The 20,993-nt window shown below is 36.6% G+C and carries 20 protein-coding genes, 1 tRNA gene and 1 pseudogene; 16 read left to right on the top strand and 6 right to left on the bottom strand.

The features are described 5' to 3' along the window. Positions 1-28 precede the first annotated feature (28 nt). From QZU83_RS08330 to QZU83_RS08300, 7 genes and pseudogenes are all read left to right on the top strand, one after another. Complete coding sequence (locus QZU83_RS08330) at positions 29-460, top strand: NusA-like transcription termination signal-binding factor (RefSeq protein WP_292744083.1); 432 nt, start codon at positions 29-31, stop codon at positions 458-460. A 327-nt stretch (positions 461-787) separates the two neighbouring features. Next, complete coding sequence (locus QZU83_RS08325; RefSeq protein ID WP_067044341.1) at positions 788-1,213, top strand: 30S ribosomal protein S12; 426 nt, start codon at positions 788-790, stop codon at positions 1,211-1,213. 13 nt (positions 1,214-1,226) lie between these two features. Continuing rightward, complete coding sequence (locus QZU83_RS08320; protein WP_295611231.1) at positions 1,227-1,787, top strand: 30S ribosomal protein S7; 561 nt, start codon at positions 1,227-1,229, stop codon at positions 1,785-1,787. Positions 1,788-1,818: 31 nt separating this feature from the next. Further along, a complete protein-coding gene (locus QZU83_RS08315; protein ID WP_295611230.1) occupies positions 1,819-4,020 on the top strand; it encodes an elongation factor EF-2 in 2,202 nt (733 codons plus the stop codon). A 156-nt stretch (positions 4,021-4,176) separates the two neighbouring features. Beyond that, entirely contained in the window at positions 4,177-5,427 is a 1,251-nt protein-coding gene (gene tuf / locus QZU83_RS08310) for a translation elongation factor EF-1 subunit alpha (RefSeq protein ID WP_295611228.1), read from the top strand. Between the two features lie 68 nt (positions 5,428-5,495). After that, a pseudogene (locus tag QZU83_RS08305) lies at positions 5,496-5,693 on the top strand (30S ribosomal protein S10); the annotation flags it as partial. After that, positions 5,693-5,776, top strand: a tRNA-Ser gene (locus QZU83_RS08300). The pseudogene QZU83_RS08305 and the gene QZU83_RS08300, both read left to right, overlap by 1 nt. 20 nt (positions 5,777-5,796) lie before the next feature. On the opposite strand, the gene cobK is transcribed toward QZU83_RS08300, so the two are convergent. Genes cobK through QZU83_RS08285 form a run of 3 tightly spaced genes read right to left on the bottom strand, consistent with a single transcriptional unit; the run spans position 5,797 to position 9,402 of the window. After that, the gene (cobK, locus tag QZU83_RS08295; RefSeq protein WP_295611226.1) at positions 5,797-6,582 is read right to left on the bottom strand and encodes a precorrin-6A reductase; all 786 of its coding nucleotides are present in this window, start codon (positions 6,580-6,582) and stop codon (positions 5,797-5,799) included. Further along, positions 6,579-9,008: a cation-translocating P-type ATPase gene (locus tag QZU83_RS08290; RefSeq protein WP_295611225.1), complete on the bottom strand. Its 2,430-nt coding sequence runs from the start codon at positions 9,006-9,008 to the stop codon at positions 6,579-6,581. Before QZU83_RS08290 ends, cobK begins: the two co-directional genes overlap by 4 nt. A gap of 4 nt (positions 9,009-9,012) precedes the next feature. Beyond that, a complete protein-coding gene (locus QZU83_RS08285) occupies positions 9,013-9,402 on the bottom strand; it encodes a UPF0146 family protein (RefSeq protein ID WP_295611223.1) in 390 nt (129 codons plus the stop codon). A 70-nt stretch (positions 9,403-9,472) separates the two neighbouring features. Here QZU83_RS08285 and rimI point away from each other — a divergent pair, with 70 nt between their 5' ends. Beyond that, positions 9,473-9,922, top strand: coding sequence for a ribosomal protein S18-alanine N-acetyltransferase (gene rimI / locus QZU83_RS08280; protein WP_295611220.1), 450 nt, complete (start codon positions 9,473-9,475; stop codon positions 9,920-9,922). Here rimI and QZU83_RS08275 read toward each other — a convergent pair. From QZU83_RS08275 to QZU83_RS08265, 3 genes are all read right to left on the bottom strand, one after another. Beyond that, positions 9,890-10,408, bottom strand: a complete 519-nt coding sequence (locus QZU83_RS08275; protein WP_295611219.1) for a zinc ribbon domain-containing protein — start codon at positions 10,406-10,408, stop codon at positions 9,890-9,892. The genes rimI and QZU83_RS08275 overlap by 33 nt on opposite strands. A 97-nt stretch (positions 10,409-10,505) precedes the next feature. Then, positions 10,506-10,994: a hypothetical protein gene (locus QZU83_RS08270; protein WP_295611217.1), complete on the bottom strand. Its 489-nt coding sequence runs from the start codon at positions 10,992-10,994 to the stop codon at positions 10,506-10,508. An 11-nt stretch (positions 10,995-11,005) separates the two neighbouring features. After that, the gene (locus QZU83_RS08265; protein ID WP_295611214.1) at positions 11,006-11,629 is read right to left on the bottom strand and encodes an energy-coupling factor ABC transporter permease; all 624 of its coding nucleotides are present in this window, start codon (positions 11,627-11,629) and stop codon (positions 11,006-11,008) included. A 938-nt stretch (positions 11,630-12,567) separates the two neighbouring features. Here QZU83_RS08265 and QZU83_RS08260 point away from each other — a divergent pair. The 8 genes from QZU83_RS08260 to QZU83_RS08225 form a co-directional block, all read left to right on the top strand. After that, positions 12,568-15,534, top strand: a complete 2,967-nt coding sequence (locus QZU83_RS08260; protein WP_295611212.1) for an FmdE family protein — start codon at positions 12,568-12,570, stop codon at positions 15,532-15,534. Between the two features lie 134 nt (positions 15,535-15,668). Continuing rightward, positions 15,669-16,193 (top strand): hypothetical protein, encoded by a 525-nt coding sequence (locus QZU83_RS08255; RefSeq protein WP_295611210.1) that lies wholly within the window; start codon positions 15,669-15,671, stop codon positions 16,191-16,193. A gap of 12 nt (positions 16,194-16,205) precedes the next feature. Beyond that, the gene (locus tag QZU83_RS08250) at positions 16,206-16,889 is read left to right on the top strand and encodes a DUF2162 family putative transporter (protein ID WP_295611207.1); all 684 of its coding nucleotides are present in this window, start codon (positions 16,206-16,208) and stop codon (positions 16,887-16,889) included. Between the two features lie 38 nt (positions 16,890-16,927). Further along, complete coding sequence (locus QZU83_RS08245; RefSeq protein WP_295611204.1) at positions 16,928-17,569, top strand: MotA/TolQ/ExbB proton channel family protein; 642 nt, start codon at positions 16,928-16,930, stop codon at positions 17,567-17,569. Positions 17,570-17,581: 12 nt separating this feature from the next. Then, positions 17,582-17,920, top strand: coding sequence for a DUF2149 domain-containing protein (locus QZU83_RS08240; RefSeq protein ID WP_295611202.1), 339 nt, complete (start codon positions 17,582-17,584; stop codon positions 17,918-17,920). A 67-nt stretch (positions 17,921-17,987) separates the two neighbouring features. Continuing rightward, positions 17,988-18,956 (top strand): hypothetical protein, encoded by a 969-nt coding sequence (locus tag QZU83_RS08235; protein ID WP_295611200.1) that lies wholly within the window; start codon positions 17,988-17,990, stop codon positions 18,954-18,956. 81 nt (positions 18,957-19,037) lie between these two features. Then, complete coding sequence (gene prf1 / locus QZU83_RS08230; protein WP_295611199.1) at positions 19,038-20,282, top strand: peptide chain release factor aRF-1; 1,245 nt, start codon at positions 19,038-19,040, stop codon at positions 20,280-20,282. 469 nt (positions 20,283-20,751) lie between these two features. Further along, the coding region (locus QZU83_RS08225; protein ID WP_295611195.1) for a helix-turn-helix domain-containing protein at positions 20,752-20,993 on the top strand (242 nt) is incomplete at its 3' end.

Below are 20,993 nucleotides of genomic sequence, written 5' to 3'. Positions count from 1 at the left end.
TATATTAGACGATTTGAGGTAGATTTAAGTGTCTATTAAATTTAGTGCAAATGAAATTAGATACATAGCTCTTTTCGAAAATATGACTGGAGCAATGGTAAAAGATTGCATTATCGATGATGAACATGGAAAAGTTACTTTCGTTGTAAAGAATGGTGACATGGGACTTGCTATAGGTAAAAAAGGAAGTTCAGTTTCTAAAGTTCAAAGAGCAGTAGACAAAGGTGTCGAAATCATCGAACTTGATGATGACCCTATACAGTTTATCAAAAATGTTTTGTCCCCTGCAAAACTGCAGACTGTAAAAATCAGTCAAAAGCAGTCAGGTGAAAAAATAGCTACTGTTACAGCAGACAATACCAACAAACGTATTGCTATCGGTAAAAATGGAATCAATATTGAAAGAGCTAAATTATTAGCAAATAGACAACATAATATTGACAATATTATTTTAAAATAGCTTTTTAGCTATTTTATAAATTTTATTTTTTTCAAAAAAACTTTTTTTTATTTAATTTTCGACCCAAAAATGAATACCTTTATAAAGGTTGAAAGATATATTTTATCTTAAGATATCTGTACTTTTTTAATAACTTGACTATGTGTGCTTTTTGTCTAAGTTTTGAATTTCATTTCAAGATATCTTCTTTTAGATGATTTAAATCGTCTAAATTATTAATTATACTGATTTATATCTTTGAATTTAGATTGTACTATAGATTATAGTATAAATCGCAGCGGTGGATTCTTAGATATGTTTTTAACAAAAAGATTAGAGGAATAAAATATGCCAGGACTTTTTGCTGCAAAAAAACTTAAAAAAAATAGACAAAATTTTAAGTGGAAAGATGTAGATTACAAAAGAAGAGCTTTAAGATTAGACGTTAAAGCTGATCCTCTCGAAGGAGCTCCTCAAGCTAGAGGTATTGTAATCGAGAAAGTAGGGATAGAAGCAAAACAACCTAACTCTGCTATTCGTAAATGTGTACGTGTTCAATTGATTAAAAATGGTAAACAATTAACTGCTTTCGCACCAGGTGACGGAGCTATTGGTTTTATCGATGAGCACGATGAAGTAATGATTGAAGGAATCGGAGGACCATCCGGAAGATCCATGGGAGATATTCCAGGGGTTCGTTGGAAAGTTTCCAAAGTTAACAATGTAGCTTTATCAGAAATGGTAAGTGGAAAAATAGAAAAACCTGTAAGATAAGGTGGTTATGTTTATGAGTAAATTATTTGATAAATGGGATCTCGATGAAGTAAAAGTTGAGGACTTAGGTTTAGTAAAATATATCTGCTTGGATGAAACTTTAGTTCCACATACTTCTGGTAGACATGTAAAAAGACAATTCGCAAAATCCAAAGTATCAATTGTTGAAAGATTAATGAACAAAATCATGAGAACCCATCTCAACTCCGGTAAGAAAAACAAAGCTTACAACATCGTTAAAGAAGCTTTAGAAATCATCAACAAAAGAACTAAAAAGAACCCTGTTCAAGTTTTAGTTACTGCAGTTGAAAACACAGCTCCTCGTGAAGAAACTACCCGTATCAAATACGGTGGTATCGGTTACCAAGTTGCTGTAGATATTTCTCCACAAAGAAGAGTTGACCTTTCATTAGGATTTTTAACCAGAGGTACTTTACAATCTTCATTCAAAAACAGAAAATCTGTTGCTGAATGTTTAGCTGATGAATTAATTCTTGCTTCTGAAGAAGATTCAAGAAGTTTCGCTTTACAAAAAGCTGAGGAAAAAGAAAGAGTTGCTAAAGCAGCACACTAATCATATAATGTTCATATTTTAGGTGGTTATTTTGAGTAGAAGAGACAAAATGATTGCAAAAATCAAAGAGTTAATGTACGAACCTGAACAAATCAGAAACATTGGTATCTGTGCTCACATCGATCACGGTAAAACCACTTTATCTGATAACCTCTTAGCAGGTGCAGGAATGATTTCCGAAGACCTTGCTGGAGACCAAAGATTCTTGGATTTTGACGAACAAGAACAAGCACGTGGTATTACTATCGATGCAGCTAACGTATCCATGGTACACGATTACAAAGACAGTGAATACTTAATCAACTTAATCGATACTCCAGGTCACGTTGACTTCGGTGGGGACGTAACCCGTGCAATGAGAGCTGTAGACGGTGCAGTAGTAGTAGTTTGTGCTGTAGAAGGTATCATGCCTCAAACCGAAACTGTATTCAGACAAGCTTTAAAAGAAAACGTAAAACCAGTATTATTCATTAACAAAGTTGACAGATTAATCAACGAGTTAAAATTAGAACCTGAAGAATTACAAAACAGATTCCTGAAAATCTTCATGGAAGCTAACAAATTGATCAAAAACATGGCTCCTGAAGAGAAAAAAGAAGAATGGAAATTGGACTTCACTGACGGTAGTGTAGCTTTCGGTTCAGCTTACCACAACTGGGCTATCAATGTTCCAACCATGCAGGAAACTGGTATCAACTTCAAAGATATTATTGATTATTGTAATGCAGAAAATGAAAAAGAGTTAGCTCAAAAAGTACCTTTATCTGATGTATTATTAGGTATGGTAGTAGAGCACTTGCCTTCCCCTAAAGAAGCTCAAGTTTACAGGGTACCTAACATCTGGGACGGAGACATCGAATCACCTGCTGGTGAATGTATGGTTTCCACTTCTCCTGACGGACCTTTAGCTGTAATGGTTACCAACGTTTCTGTAGATAAACACGCTGGTGAAATCGCAACAGGTAGGGTATACGGAGGATCCATCGAAAAAGGTACAGAAGTGTATCTCGTAGGTTCCCACGGTAAATCCAGAGTACAGCAAGTAGGTGTATACTTCGGACCTGAAAGAGTTAACACCGACAGAGTACCTGCTGGTAACATTGTTTACATTGCCGGTGCAAAAGGTGCTATTGCTGGTGAAACATTATGTTCTCCTGAAGACAAAATCAAAGAGTTCGAAGGATTAGAACACATCTCCGAACCTGTAGTTACCGTTGCTGTAGAAGCTAAAAATACCAAAGACTTACCAAAATTGATTGAAGTGTTAAGACAAACCGGTAAAGAAGACCCTACAGTCAAAATCGATATTAACGAAGAAACCGGTGAACACTTGGTATCAGGTATGGGAGAACTTCACCTTGAAGTTATCGGTTACAGAATTAAAGACAAAGGTGTAGACATCACAACTTCCGAACCTATTGTTGTATACAGGGAAACTGTAAGAAAACTCTCTCCACAAGTTGAAGGTAAATCCCCTAACAAACACAACAGATTCTACATTACTGTTGAACCTATTGAACAAAGTCTCTTTGAAGCTATTCAAGAAGGGGACATTAAAGAAGGCAGAGTTAAAGGTAAAGAATCTGCTAACGACTTCATGGAAGCTGGCTTAGATAAAGAAGAAGCTAGAAGAGTATGGGCTGTTCACAACAGAAGCATCTTCCTCAACATGACTCGTGGTATCCAATACTTGGATGAAGTAAAAGAACTTTTACTTGAAGGATTTGAATCCGCACTTGAAAACGGTCCTTTAGGAAACGAAATTTCCATGGGATTAAAATTCAAACTCCACGATGCAAAACTTCACGAAGATGCAGTTCACAGAGGACCTGCTCAAGTTTTACCTGCAATCAGAAACGCAATCTTAGGTTCCATGATGCTTGCAGAACCTTCATTACTCGAACCTATGCAAAAAGTAGTTATTGATACTCCTAACGATTATATGGGTGCATGTACTCGTGAGATTCAAAACAGAAGAGGTCAAATCGTAAATATGGGTCAAGAGACCGGAGATATGGCTAGAATTGAATCCAAAGTACCTGTAGCTGAAATGTTTGGTTTCGCTGGAGATATCAGATCCGCTGCTGAAGGTAGATGTTTATGGTCTACTGAAATCGCTGGATTTGAACCACTTCCTCGTGAAATGCAAAATCAAATCGTAAGAGAAATCAGACAAAGGAAAGGTTTATCCGAAGAACCGTTCCCTGCAAGCCACTACTTAGGCGACTTATAAAATTAAAATTTTTTAATTTTTATATTTTTTTATATTTTTATTAAAAATTCACGAAAAAAACATATCTTTTTATATGTTGAAGTATAAAATACTTTATTAAGCTAACATTTAGGCTTATAGATATGTTTGTTAATAATTACAAAAGAGGTTATTATAATGGCAAAAGAAAAAGAACATCTTAACTTAGCATTTATTGGACACGTTGACCACGGAAAATCCACTTTAGTTGGAAACTTATTAGTAAAAGCTGGTACTATCAATGAACAACAATTAGCTTCTGGAGAAGACAAATTCAGATTTATTATGGATACTACCAAAGAAGAACAAGAAAGAGGAGTAACCATTGACTTAGCTCACCAAAAATTCTCCACTAAAAAATACGACTACACTGTAGTAGACTGCCCAGGACACAGAGACTTCGTTAAAAACATGATTACTGGTGCTTCCCAAGCAGACGCAGCTGTATTAGTAGTAGCAGCTAACGACGGTGTAATGCCTCAAACCAAAGAACACATGTTCTTATCCATGACTTTAGGTATTAAACAAATTATTATCGGTATTAACAAAATGGATATGGAAGACTACAGCGAAGACAGATTCAATGAAGTTAAAGAAGACGTTTCCGTATTACTCAAATCCATCGGAAGAGACCCTAACTCTGTAACTTTCATCCCATTATCCGCATTTGAAGGAGACAACATTGTCGAAGCATCTCCAAACACTCCTTGGTACAAAGGACCAACATTAATCGAAGCTTTAGACGCTTTAAGTGCTCCTGAAAAACCAACCGACTTACCTTTAAGAATTCCTATTCAAGACGTTTACTCCATTACTGGTGTAGGTACCGTACCTGTAGGAAGAGTTGAAACCGGTGTTATGAAAAAAGGTGACAACGTTATTTTCTTACCATCTTCAACTGTTAACGGAGCTTCCGGTGAAGTAAAATCTATCGAAATGCACCACGAACAATTTGATATCGCTGAACCTGGTGACAACATCGGATTCAACGTAAGAGGTGTAGGTAAAAACGATATCAGAAGAGGAGACGTAGCAGGACACACTGACAGTGCTCCTACCGTAGCTAAACAATTCTCCGCACAAGTTGTTGTTTTACAACACCCTGGTGTAATTACCGTTGGATACACTCCTGTATTCCACTGTCACACTTCACAAACTGCATGTACTTTTATTGAATTAACCGCAAAACTCGACCCAGCTACTGGTCAACCTAAAACCAAAAACCCTGATTTCATCAAAACTGGTGATGCAGCTATCGTTGAAATTAAACCAACCAAACCTATGGTATTGGAAGAAGCTAAAAACATTCCACCTATGGGTAGATTTGCTATTAGGGATATGGGTCAAACTGTTGCTGCCGGTTTATGTCTTAAAATTACCGACCAATAAGTTTGTAAACATATAAATTAGAAAGTAATTTCTTACTTTCTTTTTTTAGTTTTTTTGGAGGATAATAAATGAATCAAGCAAGAATTAAGCTTACTGGAACCGACCCAGAAAAATTAGCATACGTATGTGATCAACTTAAAAAAATTGCTGAAAGAACTGGTGTTGACTTGTCCGGTCCTATTCCATTACCTACTAAAAAATTAGTAGTTCCTACAAGAAAATCTCCAGATGGAGAAGGTAAAGCTTCTTGGGATCCTTTTCATATGCCGAGATAGTCTAGTCTGGTAAGGCGCAGGACTTGAAATCCTGTGAGGTTTCCCTCGCCTGGGTTCAAATCCCAGTCTCGGCGTTTTTTCTTATAATTTATTTTTAAAAAAAGTTTTTTAATTTGTCGTCTAATTCATCTAAATCATTAACGACATCATTTTTATTTAATATTTCTATTTTTGGCCTTTTTATCATTATGACTGCAATGTCCTTTTCGTTTGCAGCTTCGATTTTTTCAATAACGCCACCGATTTCCCCGCTTTCTTTGGTAATCATCACACTTGCATCGTACTTTTCAATTAGATTGATATTCTCTTCTTTTGTGGCGGCTCCGGTCATTGGAATGATGTGGTCGGGATCTATATTCAGTGCATTGCATTTGTCGATGGAGCTTTTCACCTTTAGTATTCTTGGATAGAATCTCTCGACGCTTATGTGTTTCACGATATCTGCCATGGTGTTGGCTCCTGCAAAATGCAGCACTCCTCCTTGAGGAAATTCGTCGGCTATCAGTTTTCCTGCATCGTCAAATGAATCTGTGTAATGTATGTGTGATGTATCGATGTTTTCAAGGTTGGTGGTAGGTCTTTCAAAGCGGATGTATGGCATTTTCAGTTCATTTGCGATGGTGGCAGAGGTATGTGTGATGTGCTCTGCAAAGGGATGGGTTGCATCAATGAGAATATCAAAGCCGTCCCTTTCAATGATTTCAGTTATTTCATCTTTTAGAAGCGGACGGGCTATTGTGTCATCGCTTCCGGCTTCATTTGCAAGCCTTGCGCCGTATTCTGTTGTGGTTGTAGTCAGGATAAATGCATCATAGTTTTTCTTTATGTGTTCTATGATGTTTGTCGAATCCTTGGTGCCTCCCAATAAGAAAATCTTCATTTCATCACCCTGTCCATTATCTTCTGAGCTATAAGTATTGTTGATGCCACAATCACGATTACAATCCAGTCCATGATTCCTATGGATGTTGTTCTGAATATTGTCTGTAGCTGAGGAATGTAGAGGATCAGCAACTGAAGAATGAATGATATTATTATTCCCAAGTATAAAAATTTGCTTGATTTTTCTGAGTTTGCCCTTCCGTTGAATGCGTTTAACAGCTGATAGACTACAAAAAGGGTAAATGCAACAGTCATGGCTTTTCTGGTATCTGCTCCGCTATATATCTGCCAGCTGAATACCGCTATTGTTCCTATTGCCATTACAAGACCTAAAAACAATATCTGAAGCAATGTATTTTTGGTCAGTATGTCTCCTGTCTCAGGGGGCCTTTGCATTATGTCCCTTTCGGCTCCCTCAATACCCAGCATCTGTGCAGGAGGTCCGTCCATTACGATATTCAGCCATAGAAGCTGTGCAGGGTTGAACGGCAGAGGCAAATTCAAAAGTGAAGTTCCGACAATTGTCAGTATTGCCCCGACATTTGTGGAAACCTGATATTTGACGAACCTTTTGATGTTGTCGTAAATCTTTCTTCCGCCCTCAACGGCCTTGACGATTGTTGCAAAATCGTTGTTTTGAAGTATCATGTCTGAAGCTTCCTTTGCAACGTCGGTTCCGTCACCCATTGCAACTCCAATGGATGCCTTTTTAAGTGCAGGCGCATCATTTACTCCGTCACCTGTCATTGCAACAATGTTGCCGAGTTTCTTTAAAGCTTCAACGATTCTCATTTTCTGAGCGGGCTTCACCCTTGCGTAAACCTGTATATCTTTTGCAATCTTCAGATATTCCTCTTCGGAGAGCTCTTCAAGTTCTGCTCCGGTTATTATTTTGCCGGTTGTCAGGATTCCCAGTTCCCTTGCAATTGCACACGCTGTCTTTTCATGGTCTCCCGTAATCATTACAACGTCAATTCCTGCATTGATACAGTCGCTGACGGCTTTTTTCGCATCTTTTTTAGGAGGGTCCATCAGACCCAAAAGACCTGTAAATGTGAGGTCGGTTTCACATTCCATTTCATCCCTGATTTTGTATGCAAATCCTATTACCCTCAGTTCATGACCGCTCATTTCACCAACTTTTTCAAGTATCATTTGCTTGGTTTCATCATCAAGGATTTTGATAGTTCCATTATCATCAATGTGTTTGCACTTATCTAAAATTATTTCTGGAGCACCTTTTGATAAAACAATATCATTTGCACTGTCTAATCTATGTATAGTAGTCATCATTTTACGATTGCTGTCAAGTGGGATTTCATCCACCCTTTCCAAATCGCATTCATGACCTTTACAGTATCTTAAAATGGCGCCGTCAGTCTGATCTCCAATGGTTTCATCACCGGACATGACTGCATTATTGCACAATTTGCCGATAAGATGTGTTTTGTCTTCATTTGTGTAATAGCTCTCAACAACGGTCATTTTATTTTCAGTTAGTGTTCCTGTTTTATCGGAACAGATTACAGTGCATGAACCTAAGGTCTCTACGGAAAGCAGTCTTTTGACTATTGCCTTTGACTTTGCCATTTCATTCATTCCAAGGGCAAGTGTTAAAGTCAGAACTGCAGGAAGCCCTTCAGGTATTGCTGCAACCGCAAGTGAAACTGCAGTCATGAATGTTTCCACGATTGGAATTCCTTTCAACAGTTCCAATATGAAAATTGCAATACAAACGACAATTGCTATTGCGGAGAGAATCTTTCCAAGTCTTCCCACACGCTTTGCAAGCGGAGTTTCCTCATCATCTTCCTGAACAACATTTGCAATCCTGCCGATTTCAGTCTGCATTCCTATTGCCCTAACGACTCCGACTGCATTTCCTGAAAGGATATTCGAATCCATGTATAACATATCGTTAATGTCTTTTTTAACCGCTTCAGACTCTCCTGTCAGGTTGGATTCATCACAGGTCAAACGTTTTGCTTCTATCAGCTCCAAATCTGCCGGAACTTTAAGACCCTCTTCCAAAATTACAATATCTCCGATGGTAAGCTCTTCGGCATCAATTTCCCTGATTTCATTATCCCTTCTTACGACAGCGGTTTTGGTAATCAGGCCTTTGAGGCTTTCAACCGCACGCATGGATCTGTATTCCTGAATGAATCCCATGATGACATTCAGCAAAACCGCAAGCAGAATAACTCCCGCATCAATAATGTCGCCGATTGCAAGGGATGCAATGGCTGCAATTATTAAAAGAGCGATAAGAATATCTGCAAATTGGGAAAAGAATAATATTATTAAAGGTGTTGGCTTTTTTTCTTCAATCTTGTTTAATCCGTATTCGGCCTGTCTTTTTTGAACTTCACTTTGCGAAAGTCCATTAACTGATGTTTCGTATTTGGTTAATATGTCACTCATAACATCACCTTAATGTGTAGAAACTTGCCTTTCTGAAGTTTTTTAATTTCATTTTAACCCTTCCGGTATTTAAATCTTCGTTTGTAAGCGGCTTGATTATCAGCTGTGAGTCCACTTCCAGTGCCAGATTAACTAAATGTGGTTGAAGTTCACTTGGAGGTCTGATTGAATAGATGATATCGGTATCCCGGTATAAGTCAATGTTGGGGTTTGTAATGTCGTCTTTTATTACTGTTGCGTCTTTTGGAAGGATATCTGTTTTGATTAGTGTTATATTTTCATTTTCTGATAGTCTATTCGCAATCTGATCAAATTTTCCAACGCCGACTTCGGCAATTCTGACCTTGTCGGCGCCGACTTCACTTAAAATATAATCTCCAAAATCGTCCCACATTTTATTGTCCTCAGTTTAATATTAATCGTGGAAACTATTAAATACATTGCATTTTATATTTTATGTTTGTATGATTGTTAGAAAATTCAGACCAACTGATTTAAAAAGAGTCTATGAAATAGAGAATATGTCATTTGACCAGTCCTATGGCATTCAGATATTTCAGCAATTATACGAGATGGGCATTGGTTTTCTGGTGGCCGAGGAGAACGACTATGTAATAGGATATGTCATGTTCTGGCTTAAATATGAAAATCAGGGCCATATAATTTCCATTGCCGTTGACAAGGATTACAGAAGAAATGGCTATGGAACTCAGCTTTTGGCGAAAGCCATCGGCATTCTGTTTTTGATTACAGATACTATTTATCTTGAAGTGAGGGCATCAAATACCGGTGCGATAGAGTTTTACAAACGGTTCCACTTCAAGCAGGACCGCATTGTTCCGGGATATTATGAAAGCGGTGAAGATGCGGTAGTATTATATTTAAAGTCTAAGGGTCCCATTTCCAGCAATTAACTGTTTGTACTGTGCAATTGCATCTGGAGGAATATTTCCTGTAGCATATAGGGCTGCTATCAGTATAATGTAGAATAAGAAGATTGCCAGCTGAATGTATCCGTGCTTTTTAAGGCTTCTGTCTTTTCTGGTGATGAGATAAATTGCAATAATAAGTCCTACAAGACCTCCCAGAATTGAGAAAAGGTAACCCAGAACTACAAGAATTGTGTGGAATCTGGAGGGTTTTTCACCTACCGGTTCGCTTGCAGGGGTTTTGTTGATGACGACAGGATTGATATAGCTATTGTTTTCAAGCTGGTTTTTAAAAATAAGTGGAGTTCCACATTTAACGCAATAATCCGCTTCATCAGGATTTTGAAAACCGCATAACGGGCATGTTGTCTCTGTTTTTGGAATTTCAGGAAATTCATATCCGCATTTTATACAAAATCCGTAAGCGTCATCACTTGTTGAACCGCACTGTGGGCATCTTCTAAAAACCATACTATCACTTAAAATATAATTAAGAATAATTAGTTTATATAGTTTTTTAATTGATTTTATTTGTGATGATAAAAATAGGTGGAAGAAGGAGATTATCCTAATTCTTCCTTTTCATTATAAATATTCCGCCTGCAATACCAATCAGTGCACCGATTACGATACCTATGATTAATGGTGTTCCAAAGCTTGATTGCTGGGCGACATTTCCTGTCGGAGCATTCATGATGTCCTGAAGTCCCTGTTTAATGGTGTCGTTGTTGACATCATCCACAACGATTATTCGTTTGGACAATTCTTGATGGTCTTTCAGGAAGTTATTTGCAGTATCCTGATAGGCTACAAACAGCATTCTTTTGTTTGTGTTGTTTATACTATGTTCCAGGATGTGTGCCACTTCATCTTCTGAGGTGAATTTGTACACGCTTATATTTATTCCGTTGGTGTCTGCAAGGTCTTTAACGAGTATTCCGTTGGTGTCATTTGCAACAACCATAGTGTCTGATGTTACATCAACTCCGTGGGAGGATACTGCAGCAGCACCAAAAATCAGAACCAGCATTAAAATTAATATTTTTAGATATTTCATTTTATCTCCCTTTATATTTTGTTTATTTCGATTATTTCCGGTTTTGTTCTTTCAATGGCAGTTATTATAACCACATTTGCAAATCCTTCAATAATTGATATGAATAAGTAAAATGGAACTAATGTCGAAAGCAGTATGTCAAAATTCATTGCGCCTGAAATCAGCAGGATTGCCACCTGTCCGAATGTTGCAAACATAATTCCAATTATTGTTGATGCGAATATCGCTACCTTTTCATTCAGGTAACCGAATATTCTATAAAATCCATAGGTAACGATGGACAGTATGAAACCCATTACAAGGAAATTTGCACCTAATGTGGTTATGCCTCCCATGTTCAGGATCAGCGCCTGCATGAGCAGGGTTACAAAGGACACGATTGTGCTTGACAGCGGACCCAATATTATTGCTATCATCGGTATCAGGAAAAAGTGTATCGGAACGCCGAGAGGTGACGGGACTGATACGGATGTGACAACCATCGTGAATACGCTGAAAAGAGCTATTGAAATTATTCTCTTTTCCTTGTTTTCGTCTTTCGAAAATTTGTATAGAAATATTGAGATGATTATTAGAGTAATAATCCAGTATATTATTGCCTGTTCAAAACTTATGATTCCGTCGGGTAAGTGCAAGTTATCACCTTATTTTTGGTTTCATCATAACCTTTGAAGTAATACTATATAATATCATTTCGTATTATCTTTCCCCCTATTTTTTCAAATAAGTATTACTTATTGAACAAAATGCTATTTTTTTAATGTTTTTCAGATATCTTTTTAACATTTTTTTTAAAATAATAATTATAAATATTTTCTTAAATTATTTGTTTCGGTTAAGCGACGGCAGTAATGCAATTGAATTCTAAAAAAAGCATAGTATTACTTTTTATTTTTGTAATACTCATTCTGATTAATATAACGATGTTAATGTATTGATTTGAAGCTAATGTATGCAGTTTGGGGGTCTTTCAAAAATTAGGCATTTGATTCTTTAAATATGTGTTAAACTAGAATTAATAATCCTAATTTAACACTTTTTCAAATTTTGGAGGCTAATTTTAGGTAAACCTAAAAATTATCCTCAATCTATTATAGGCTTTAAAAGTATATAAATGTTTTTATTATTTGAATAAATGATTTGTATTAACTAGTTTCATTTTAATTTTTTTTACAGGTTTTTTCGTTGCAATCCAAATGGGATAATCTGTTTTTTTCCCTTTGAAAAAATATTGCTTTATAATAAAAAGGTATAACATTGTTAATTAATACTACGTTTTATGTCTATTTAGGATTAGTTATGTTATTGGTATTGGTGGGTTTAAAACAGGTTTTTTGCTTAATGGGGAATTTTCATATTTGTTTCTAAACTTTTAAAAATTTATGAATGGATAAAATAGTATTACTTTTTAATATATTTTTGCTATTATAGTAATAATTAACTTTATATGTTTATTACTAATAACATTAATGTGATATTCTATATTTTTTATGTAGTATATCATTTTTCAAATTTTGGAGGCGATATTATTAAAAAACAGGTTGTTTTGTTTATCACACTGATTGCTTGTTTAATGCTTGTAGTCGGTGCGGTATCTGCAGAAAGTACAGATGCCATTTCTGATTCTCAAAACAGTCTTCCTTTAGGTAATGATATCTCAGATGTTCTTGCTGAAGCTGACGATTCCTCTGCACTCGCAGATGATTCAAATGGTGCATCTTCTAAAGACACCAATCCGGTTTCAGTAAATGTAAAAGTTAATTACGAATATGCTGACGATGCAGGTAAATTGGTTCCTGATTTTTATGTGGTGTCCAATGACAAATATCTCAATTTCACTAAGAAGCTCGATTCAAACAATAACTATATTTTGAACGTGGAAAATTTCAATGGAGATAAATTGAACATCACCGCTATGACTGCAGGTTATGGCAGTGAAGTAAAAGTCATTAACGGTGCTGATTTAACCAAACTCATTTCCTTTGATTTAAAAGCAAGTGAAGCTTATAAATTAGGAAGAACTGTTACTGAAATTGCTGATAGTAAATTAGATTTTAAAAACGCTGATGATGTTCTTGCAATAACTACTGCAGGACTCGCTAAATTAAATGGTGTAACCAGTGAAGACGCAATGGAAGCCATTGTTAATTATGGAAAAGTATCTTACAGCAATGTGTTGATGTTACGTCAGAGCGCTGTTGATCCGATTGACTTCGCTTTCATCACTAAAAAAGGAAAAGAATTGAAAGCTATTGTTTTCCAAAATGCATCAACCAAATATTCCTATTTGGGAACCATATCTCAGGATATGACTAAATCACAATGGAATAAATATTATAAGGCGGTCATTGGTGAAAACGCATGGGCATTTGCAAGTCTGGCAAATGGTTGGTCTGCCGGTGTTTCAAGAGAAATACTTCAAGAGGCTGCTTTCCATGGTCACATTTGTGAAGGTACATTAGGCGGATACAGTATTATTCAAGCTTTATTAAAATACTATCCTCCTGAACAGGAAACCAACCCTGGCGGTGTTGGTTCTCCAGCAGACATCACTGCTTTTAAAGTACTTGGTGTTCCAGGCGGATCTGATGACGATGCAGCTTTATTCTTTTTAGACGATACAATTGGTAAAACCGGATATGTTGGTATGAATACCACCTACACCGGAGCTACTGAAAATATGCTTGGTTTTATTAAATGGAATTCAAAAACAAAAACTGGTGACTTAATCATCATGGCATTTAATTCAACCAATGTCAAAAAACTTTTCACTAAAGAAACTAAAATAAACCCTGACGCAGGTAGTTTAGAAGAATTAAAATACAATTCCTGGTGGATTAACAAAATAAATACAAATCCTGAAAAATTAGTAGACTTCTTATATGAATTTTCCGGATTAAATCAAGAGCAATACAATTACTTAATGGGAACTACTGACAATGTAACCTATGACGGTGAACCTTTCGATTACGGTATGGACGGTCATGGTCTTGATTTGGACTACATCTTGTCATTAAACCTCCCTAGTGCTAAAAGAGCATCAACTGATAATGCTCAAGGCAAATTAACCGATGCTCAAATTAAACAGATCGGTATTGATGCTGCTAAAAAAGCTAAAGAAATAATTAAAGATGAATTAGGCATTGATGTTGACCGTGATGATGTTGATTTCCTTGCATTAACTGATGCAGGATATGCTTTCTTAAACGGCCAAGACACTGTTATTGCACGTGATGGTCTTTATGAAGAGTTAGGTGGAACCTTATACAGTCAAAATGTAATGAGTCTTCACCAAGCTGTATGGAAACCATTATGGTTCGCATTTGCATTCCGTTACCCTGATTCTAATGCAGTCAACATGCTTTACTTAAGATACAATCCTGATACAAACGACTTCTTTGTAGGCACACTTGACGGAGATAAGATTGTCAATATAGGATTTGAAACCTTAAACAACAGCACTAAATTAAGAGCTATTGAAAAATCTTTTGTTCCTGATGGAAATTGGTTCAACGTACAAACTATCATTAATGCATGGAATGAACATCCGTTATATGATCAGATGTCAACTTTCCTATACCATGCACACGTATGTCCTGGTGTACAGCCTGGATTCTTCATAACTGACCATATCTTAAATGAATATCCGTTAGGTGAAAACGAATCCTATACTTACATTGCTTCCAGTATCTACTGTAAAGATGACAGTTTAACATATCTATTGGACTTATCTCCAGGTTTAGGTTCTTACTATGTTCAAAAATTGCCTAGTAACGAAACTGTATCCGAATATGTGGATGGTGGAACTCAAGAAGGTATTATTGTCGTATGGGATGATAACCTTAAAGTAGGTAGAGCATCAATTGTAAGCTTCAAATGGGCAACCATTGACAACAGCATGTACAGTACTTCTGAAGCAAAACGTGCAGCTCAAATCAAAGCATACATTGACATGTATGCAGATACCGAAAATCCAAACATCAAAGCACTTCCTGTTGTATCAACCGACTGTGAAAAATGGATTAATGAAGAACAGTATAACATGTTGAAACAAGGTTCTGGTGATGATTATAATGCTATCACTTACTTGAAGAGCTTAGACAATGTTACTAAAGAAGACTTATTGAAAGCTATGGAAGACAACTCTAAAAGCAATTCCAATAGCAATTCAAACAATGACGGTAAGTCAAACAGCAATGCTAACAGTAATTCCAACAGCAATGCTAACAGTAACTCTAACTCCAACAGTAATTCCAACAGTAATCCTGAAACCCAACCAACATACAGTCCTTCATACTCTGGCAGTGTTGGAACTTCTGGAGAAGTGGCTACTGAATCTCCAGTAACTGACAATTCAGCTCAAGATACTGCTGCTGACAATAATAAAGCAGATTCAAAAGCTCCTTCCAAATCTTATGAAGTTTCCAAATCTCCTGCAACAAAATCCGCTGATTCAAACAGTCTGGTATATGCATTGCTTGGTGTAGTCGCTATCGGCGCTGTACTCGGTTTCGGTTATATGAGACGTGGTAAAAAATAGATTTCAAATATTAATAACTCTTTTTTTGAGTTATTATTTTTTTATTTTTTTTATTGTAGGTTAAATTTAATTAAATGATGGTATCTGTGTTGTTATTTGATTAGATTTAATTTATTGATAATAGTGGTGATAAAATGAAATATAAATATCTGGCATTTCTGATTTCAATTATTTTTATTGTATCATTTGCCGCAACAGCTGTATGTTCCCATCCTGGGCACGGTTCGGAATATGTTGAAGAAGTAACCTCTTCTGATGTTTCTGCACCTTCAAGCAGTTCCAGTTCAAGTTATTCTTCAGCTTCGTCAAGTGAGTCCGGTTCATCTTCATCCGGTTCATCTTCCTCAGGGCAATCCGGGTCATCAGAAGGCTCATCTTCATATTCGGCTGGCTCTTCAGGTTCAAGTTCATCTTCATCTTCTTCAGACGGTTCAACATCCGCACAGGATTCATCATCAGGAGGGGACGCAGGTTCATCTTCAACTCATGAAAAGGCAAACAATACAAATAAAAATGTAACCAACAATACAAATCAGTCAGGTGAAAAGGTTGTTGAGGATAACGGCTTATTTACAACGGGCAACATCATACTTCTAATCGTTGCATTGCTGGGCGGATTTTTCATAGCGGTTATAATATCAAAATTCTTAATTAAATAAATTGGCGATATCATGGCTTTTAGTTTATTGTGGTCTTTCGGGCTTATCATTTCAATATTGATTTTTGCCGTTGCAATAGGTTTCTGTCTTGGCTATGCAGGAATTTCCAGAAAATCTTTGGCAATCGCATCTATCGGATCAATAATATGCACATTCATAGTGGTTTATGCAATCAGTCTGTTTAAAACTCAATTGAATTCAGTTATGGGTGCATATAACTATCTTTTATTGTTTATAATAGCATTTGTTCTGATGTTTATTGGATATTCAATTAATAAACATGATGAAGACAAAAGAAATTACACAAAGGCAATTTCATTGTCATATTTATGTTTCATACTGACTGTAGTGATGTGTGTCGGTTCGAAGGAATCATTGTTTGGATTGGATTCTTTACAGATTAGCTTATTGGCAGCAGTTCTGTTTGGATTGGTTATTGTTATGGTATTTTTCGGCTGCAGAAAGTTCAACGTTATTGATGTTTCCTATAACTCTTTGGGGAGCATGTATTTCATATTGGGAATTTACTGTCTTGTGGTTTCCCTGTTTCTTCCGAATATCATCGGATTGAATATGAATGATATGAAGCCGATTAATGTGGTTTCATTGCAGTCTGTTGCAATCACTATTGTTTTATTGATTGCGGTGATTGTGCTGGGCTTGGTGTATTACAAGAAAAATACGTTATTAAAATGATTAAATTTATGTTAAAAGTAGTTATGTGGTGATTTTTTATGGTGGCAATTCCTGGAAGTGAATTTTTGACTGCGGCTTTAAATGTCGTATCTCAAAGTTTACAGATTCCGGTAATTATATTTTTATTATTATTTGCAATTTTTGCGGTTTTTGCATTTGGAGGCCTTATTTCAGATTATAAAAGCCGTATAAAATTAACTCGAGAATACAAGGAAAAACTGGTATTTTCTTTGGTTAATGCAAGTTCTGTTGACAGTCTTATAGATATCGTTAACGGTTCTGCAATTTATGACAATCAGAAGGAAGTTCTGTTAAAAATAATCAATGCCCATTCCTTATCCTCCGATTCCCGTGAGGCTTGGGCTTTGAATTTGATTGAGGAGGAGGAAGTTGCAATGGCCAAATCTCTTGAAAGGGTAGACATCGTTACCCGTATCGGCCCGACTCTTGGTCTGATGGGTACATTGATTCCAATGGGTCCTGGTCTTGCGGCATTGGGAAGTGGTGATGTTACAACATTGGCAAATGCAATCATCGTCGCATTCGACACTACCGTTGTAGGTATTGGAGCGGGTGCTGTTGCCTATGTCATATCAAAAATCAGGCGCAGATGGTATGAGGAATATTCTTCCAACCTTCAATTGTTTGTAAATGCCGTTCTGGAAAATTTAAACAAATAGGTTTTGATGTTCATGATTAAAAGAAGAAAAGGCAAATTTCTATCTCAGGGTGAAGAGGATCCGATGGCAGGCACATCAAACCTTGTTGATGCAATGCTGGTCATTGCCGTTGGGCTTTTGGTGTTTCTGGTAATCTCATGGAACATGCAGAATATCGTATTCAACGAGAATATGGATGAGCAGCAAAAGCAAAGGGTAAAAAATGCAATTCAGGAAGTCTCTCAGCTTGATCAAGGACAGCAATTAAATGAGACTCCAGACATCAGTAAATCCTCCGGTGAGGGCTTTACTGAAATGGGTAAGGTTTACAGGGATTCGCAATCGGGCAAACTAATTATGGTTGAAGGTTAACTGCACTAACCTTCCCTAAACTTTTTTTTGGATAATTATATTAATCTTGCAATAGATATTAACATCAATGATAGAAAAGATAGAGATTACCCAACGCTTCAATTTCAAGCGTCTCAACAGACATTACGAATGCTTCACAATCGATTTTTTAAACAATTCCGGATATTACAAGATTTCAGAGCGCGGAAGCGGAGACAAGTTCCTCTCAGAAAGTCCGCTGTGTGACGATTCATGGATTGACATTCTGGTGGATTTGAGGCGCAGGATGACAAGTGAAATCCGCACATTCGACTTTAAGAAGGCCGATGAGTTTTTGGGCAGTTTCAATGAGCTTGATCTGTTTGAGGATTTTGAAAGCGAAAGGTTTCTGCTTTTCGAAAAGCTTGAAGTGATCTATTCCTGTGTGGTAATCATCTATTCGACTGACGGATATCATGAATACAGCTTTAAAAACAACTTCCCTAAAAATTGGGTTCGCTTCGGTGAAATTTTAGAGAATCTGGTCGGTTTTGATGTCCTGCACCTGAATCATCAAAGGCAGTTTGCAACACCTCTCTATCACGACATTCGAAAGGACGGAGTATACATTGACGGCGGGAAGTTAGCTATCAAAACCGTTGAATTCGGCCATTACAGAACATATCCATATGATTTACCCAATCCCAGATTAATCGTTAACTTTAACGAAAGGTCAATAGAAGGGTATGTCGAAAAGGAATTGGGCCGTGATGATGAGGAGCTGATTTTAGGGTTGTTTGAGAAGTATCATGTCTACAAGTGGATTTTCACGGAGTACCACAGGAAATCCCGGACCCGTGATCCCGATGATTTGGAAGGCTATGACTGGTATCTGGAAATCGTCTTTGAAGGTGATGTCATCTGGCATCTTTTCGGATACAACGAATATCCCGACACTTATGTTCATCTGGGCCGTGAAATAATCGAGATTACTGGAATGGATTTGCTTGAAATAGCAACAATTTCTCCAGATGATATCAAGTTATTTAATGAATTCGGCGATGAAATTCTATCATAAAAGCTATTTTTTCATTACTTATTTATAGTATTAAAAAGATAATTATTACTATTATATTAATTCAATTTTATAGGGGATAACATGGCTGATGTATCATCAAAAGAATTATATGAATTTAAAAAAGCTTTAAAAGAATTGGCACAAAAGAGAGGCAGAGGTACAGAGCTTGTTTCCGTTTACATTCCACCTGATAAGCAATTGAGTGATGTGGGTAAGCACATGAGAGATGAGCTTGGCCAGAGTGCAAACATCAAGAGTAAACAAACAAGAAAAAATGTACAGTCTGCTATTGAAGTAATCCTGCAGAGAATCCGTTTATACAAGCAACCTCCGGAACACGGTCTGGTTCTGTTTGTCGGAATGATTCCTAAAGGAGGGCCTGGAACCGAGAAAATGGAAACATACGTTCTCGAACCGCCTGAACCTATTACAACTTACTGGTATAAATGTAACAACGAATTTTTCCTTGAACCTCTTGAATATATGATTGAGGAAAGGGACACCTACGGTGTTGCTGTAATCGACAGAAGGGAAGCTACAATCGCATCAATGAAAGGTAAGAAAATCAACATACTGACCCACATTACCAGTGGAGTTCCTGGAAAGCATAAGGCAGGGGGACAATCCCAAAGAAGGTTTGACCGTGTAATCGAACAGGCCGCTCACGAGTTCTTAAAACGTATCGGCGACCACATGAACGATGACTTTATACCTCTTAAGGATGATTTGAAAGGAATCATTATTGGAGGACCTGGTTTTACCAAAAACGATTTTGCCGAAGGGGATTACCTTAACTATGAGCTTAAACAGAAGATACTGACAATTGAGGATACTTCATACACAGGGGAATTCGGTATTCGTGAAGTCATTGAAAAGGCAGCTCCTGTTTTAAGCGATCTTGATGTTATTCATGAAAAGCAGATTGTCCAGAAATTCCTTAAGGAACTGATCAACGACAAAGGTCTTGCTTCCTATGGTGAGGATGAGGTGAGAACCAACCTTACAATCGGTGCAGTCGATACCCTGCTTTTATCTGAAGATTTGACTGCAATGCGCAAAAGGTTTGTCTGCCCTAACTGCGGATTTGATAAGGAATTCACTGTAAAAACCCAAAGTGAAGCGGATAATATTGAAGAGAGATGTCCAAATTGCAATGAACTTATAAAAGAAGAAGAATCTGTTGATTTGACAGATTACTTTGTTGAAAAAGCTGAAGAAATGAGTACAAATGTTGAGTTCATTTCCACTGAAACCGATGAGGGCATGCAGCTGTTCAGGGCATTCGGTGGTATTGCTGCAATTTTGAGATATCACGTCGGACGATAATTTGGATAGTTATTATCCAAATTCTTTTTTTTTATTTATCTAAATGATGCAAGAATACCATGACCTCTTCAAGGTCATGGATGAATTGCATTATTGGGTGTACTATCTTTTTTAATTAATTTTATTGTGTTTAATTTTATTTTGTGTTTTTTGGAGGCTATTTTGGCTCTTGAATTTTTGTTTAGTATACTTTTTTTTTATGGATTTTTAATAATTGCTTTGGGTATGAAAAATTGTTTTGGGTTTGAAAATTTGAAAAATTGCTCTGAGTTCGTTATTCGATTACTTTTCAAATGCTCTCTCTCATTTTTTATATATGGGTAATTATAAATGAGATATTATTCAATTAAATGTGATTTTAATTGTTGTTTTAAAAAAGAGTAGATGTTTTTTCATTTTTTAGATATGAATGAAAATGGTATATAATGATGGACTGGGGATGAGATTTATGGGTGAGCATATTCGAGGTGTGGTTGTTAAGCTTCATGTAACTCCCGAACAAGAAGTCATGTTTAAACAAAACTATGGTTGTACTCGTAAAATCCATAATGAACTTTTAAATAAATATAAAGCCAAATATGGTGATTCTAATAAAATTCCAACTAAAAACGAGTTAAATCAATTCTTAAACGAATCCAAAAAAGAGTTACCATACTTGATGGAAACAGAGTCCACCAGTCTTCAACAGACACGTGATGATTTGCATAAAGC

Origin of the sequence: uncultured Methanobrevibacter sp. (genome assembly GCF_902771435.1) — an archaeon.
Lineage (GTDB): Archaea > Methanobacteriota > Methanobacteria > Methanobacteriales > Methanobacteriaceae > Methanocatella.
This window is presented reverse-complemented; position numbering and strand designations above follow the sequence as displayed.

Bases quoted from the DNA above. Each gene is read 5' to 3' on its own strand.
- QZU83_RS08325 (WP_067044341.1), top strand. From the start codon at position 788: ATGCCAGGACTTTTTGCTGCAAAAAAACTTAAAAAAAATAGACAAAAT.
- QZU83_RS08320 (WP_295611231.1), top strand. From the start codon at position 1,227: ATGAGTAAATTATTTGATAAATGGGATCTCGATGAAGTAAAAGTTGAG.
- tuf (WP_295611228.1), top strand. From the start codon at position 4,177: ATGGCAAAAGAAAAAGAACATCTTAACTTAGCATTTATTGGACACGTT.
- cobK (WP_295611226.1), bottom strand. From the start codon at position 6,582: ATGAAGATTTTCTTATTGGGAGGCACCAAGGATTCGACAAACATCATA.
- QZU83_RS08290 (WP_295611225.1), bottom strand. From the start codon at position 9,008: ATGAGTGACATATTAACCAAATACGAAACATCAGTTAATGGACTTTCG.
- QZU83_RS08285 (WP_295611223.1), bottom strand. From the start codon at position 9,402: ATGTGGGACGATTTTGGAGATTATATTTTAAGTGAAGTCGGCGCCGAC.
- rimI (WP_295611220.1), top strand. From the start codon at position 9,473: ATGATTGTTAGAAAATTCAGACCAACTGATTTAAAAAGAGTCTATGAA.
- QZU83_RS08275 (WP_295611219.1), bottom strand. From the start codon at position 10,408: ATGGTTTTTAGAAGATGCCCACAGTGCGGTTCAACAAGTGATGACGCT.
- QZU83_RS08270 (WP_295611217.1), bottom strand. From the start codon at position 10,994: ATGAAATATCTAAAAATATTAATTTTAATGCTGGTTCTGATTTTTGGT.
- QZU83_RS08260 (WP_295611212.1), top strand. From the start codon at position 12,568: ATGCTTGTAGTCGGTGCGGTATCTGCAGAAAGTACAGATGCCATTTCT.
- QZU83_RS08255 (WP_295611210.1), top strand. From the start codon at position 15,669: ATGAAATATAAATATCTGGCATTTCTGATTTCAATTATTTTTATTGTA.
- QZU83_RS08250 (WP_295611207.1), top strand. From the start codon at position 16,206: ATGGCTTTTAGTTTATTGTGGTCTTTCGGGCTTATCATTTCAATATTG.
- QZU83_RS08245 (WP_295611204.1), top strand. From the start codon at position 16,928: ATGGTGGCAATTCCTGGAAGTGAATTTTTGACTGCGGCTTTAAATGTC.
- QZU83_RS08240 (WP_295611202.1), top strand. From the start codon at position 17,582: ATGATTAAAAGAAGAAAAGGCAAATTTCTATCTCAGGGTGAAGAGGAT.
- QZU83_RS08235 (WP_295611200.1), top strand. From the start codon at position 17,988: ATGATAGAAAAGATAGAGATTACCCAACGCTTCAATTTCAAGCGTCTC.
- prf1 (WP_295611199.1), top strand. From the start codon at position 19,038: ATGGCTGATGTATCATCAAAAGAATTATATGAATTTAAAAAAGCTTTA.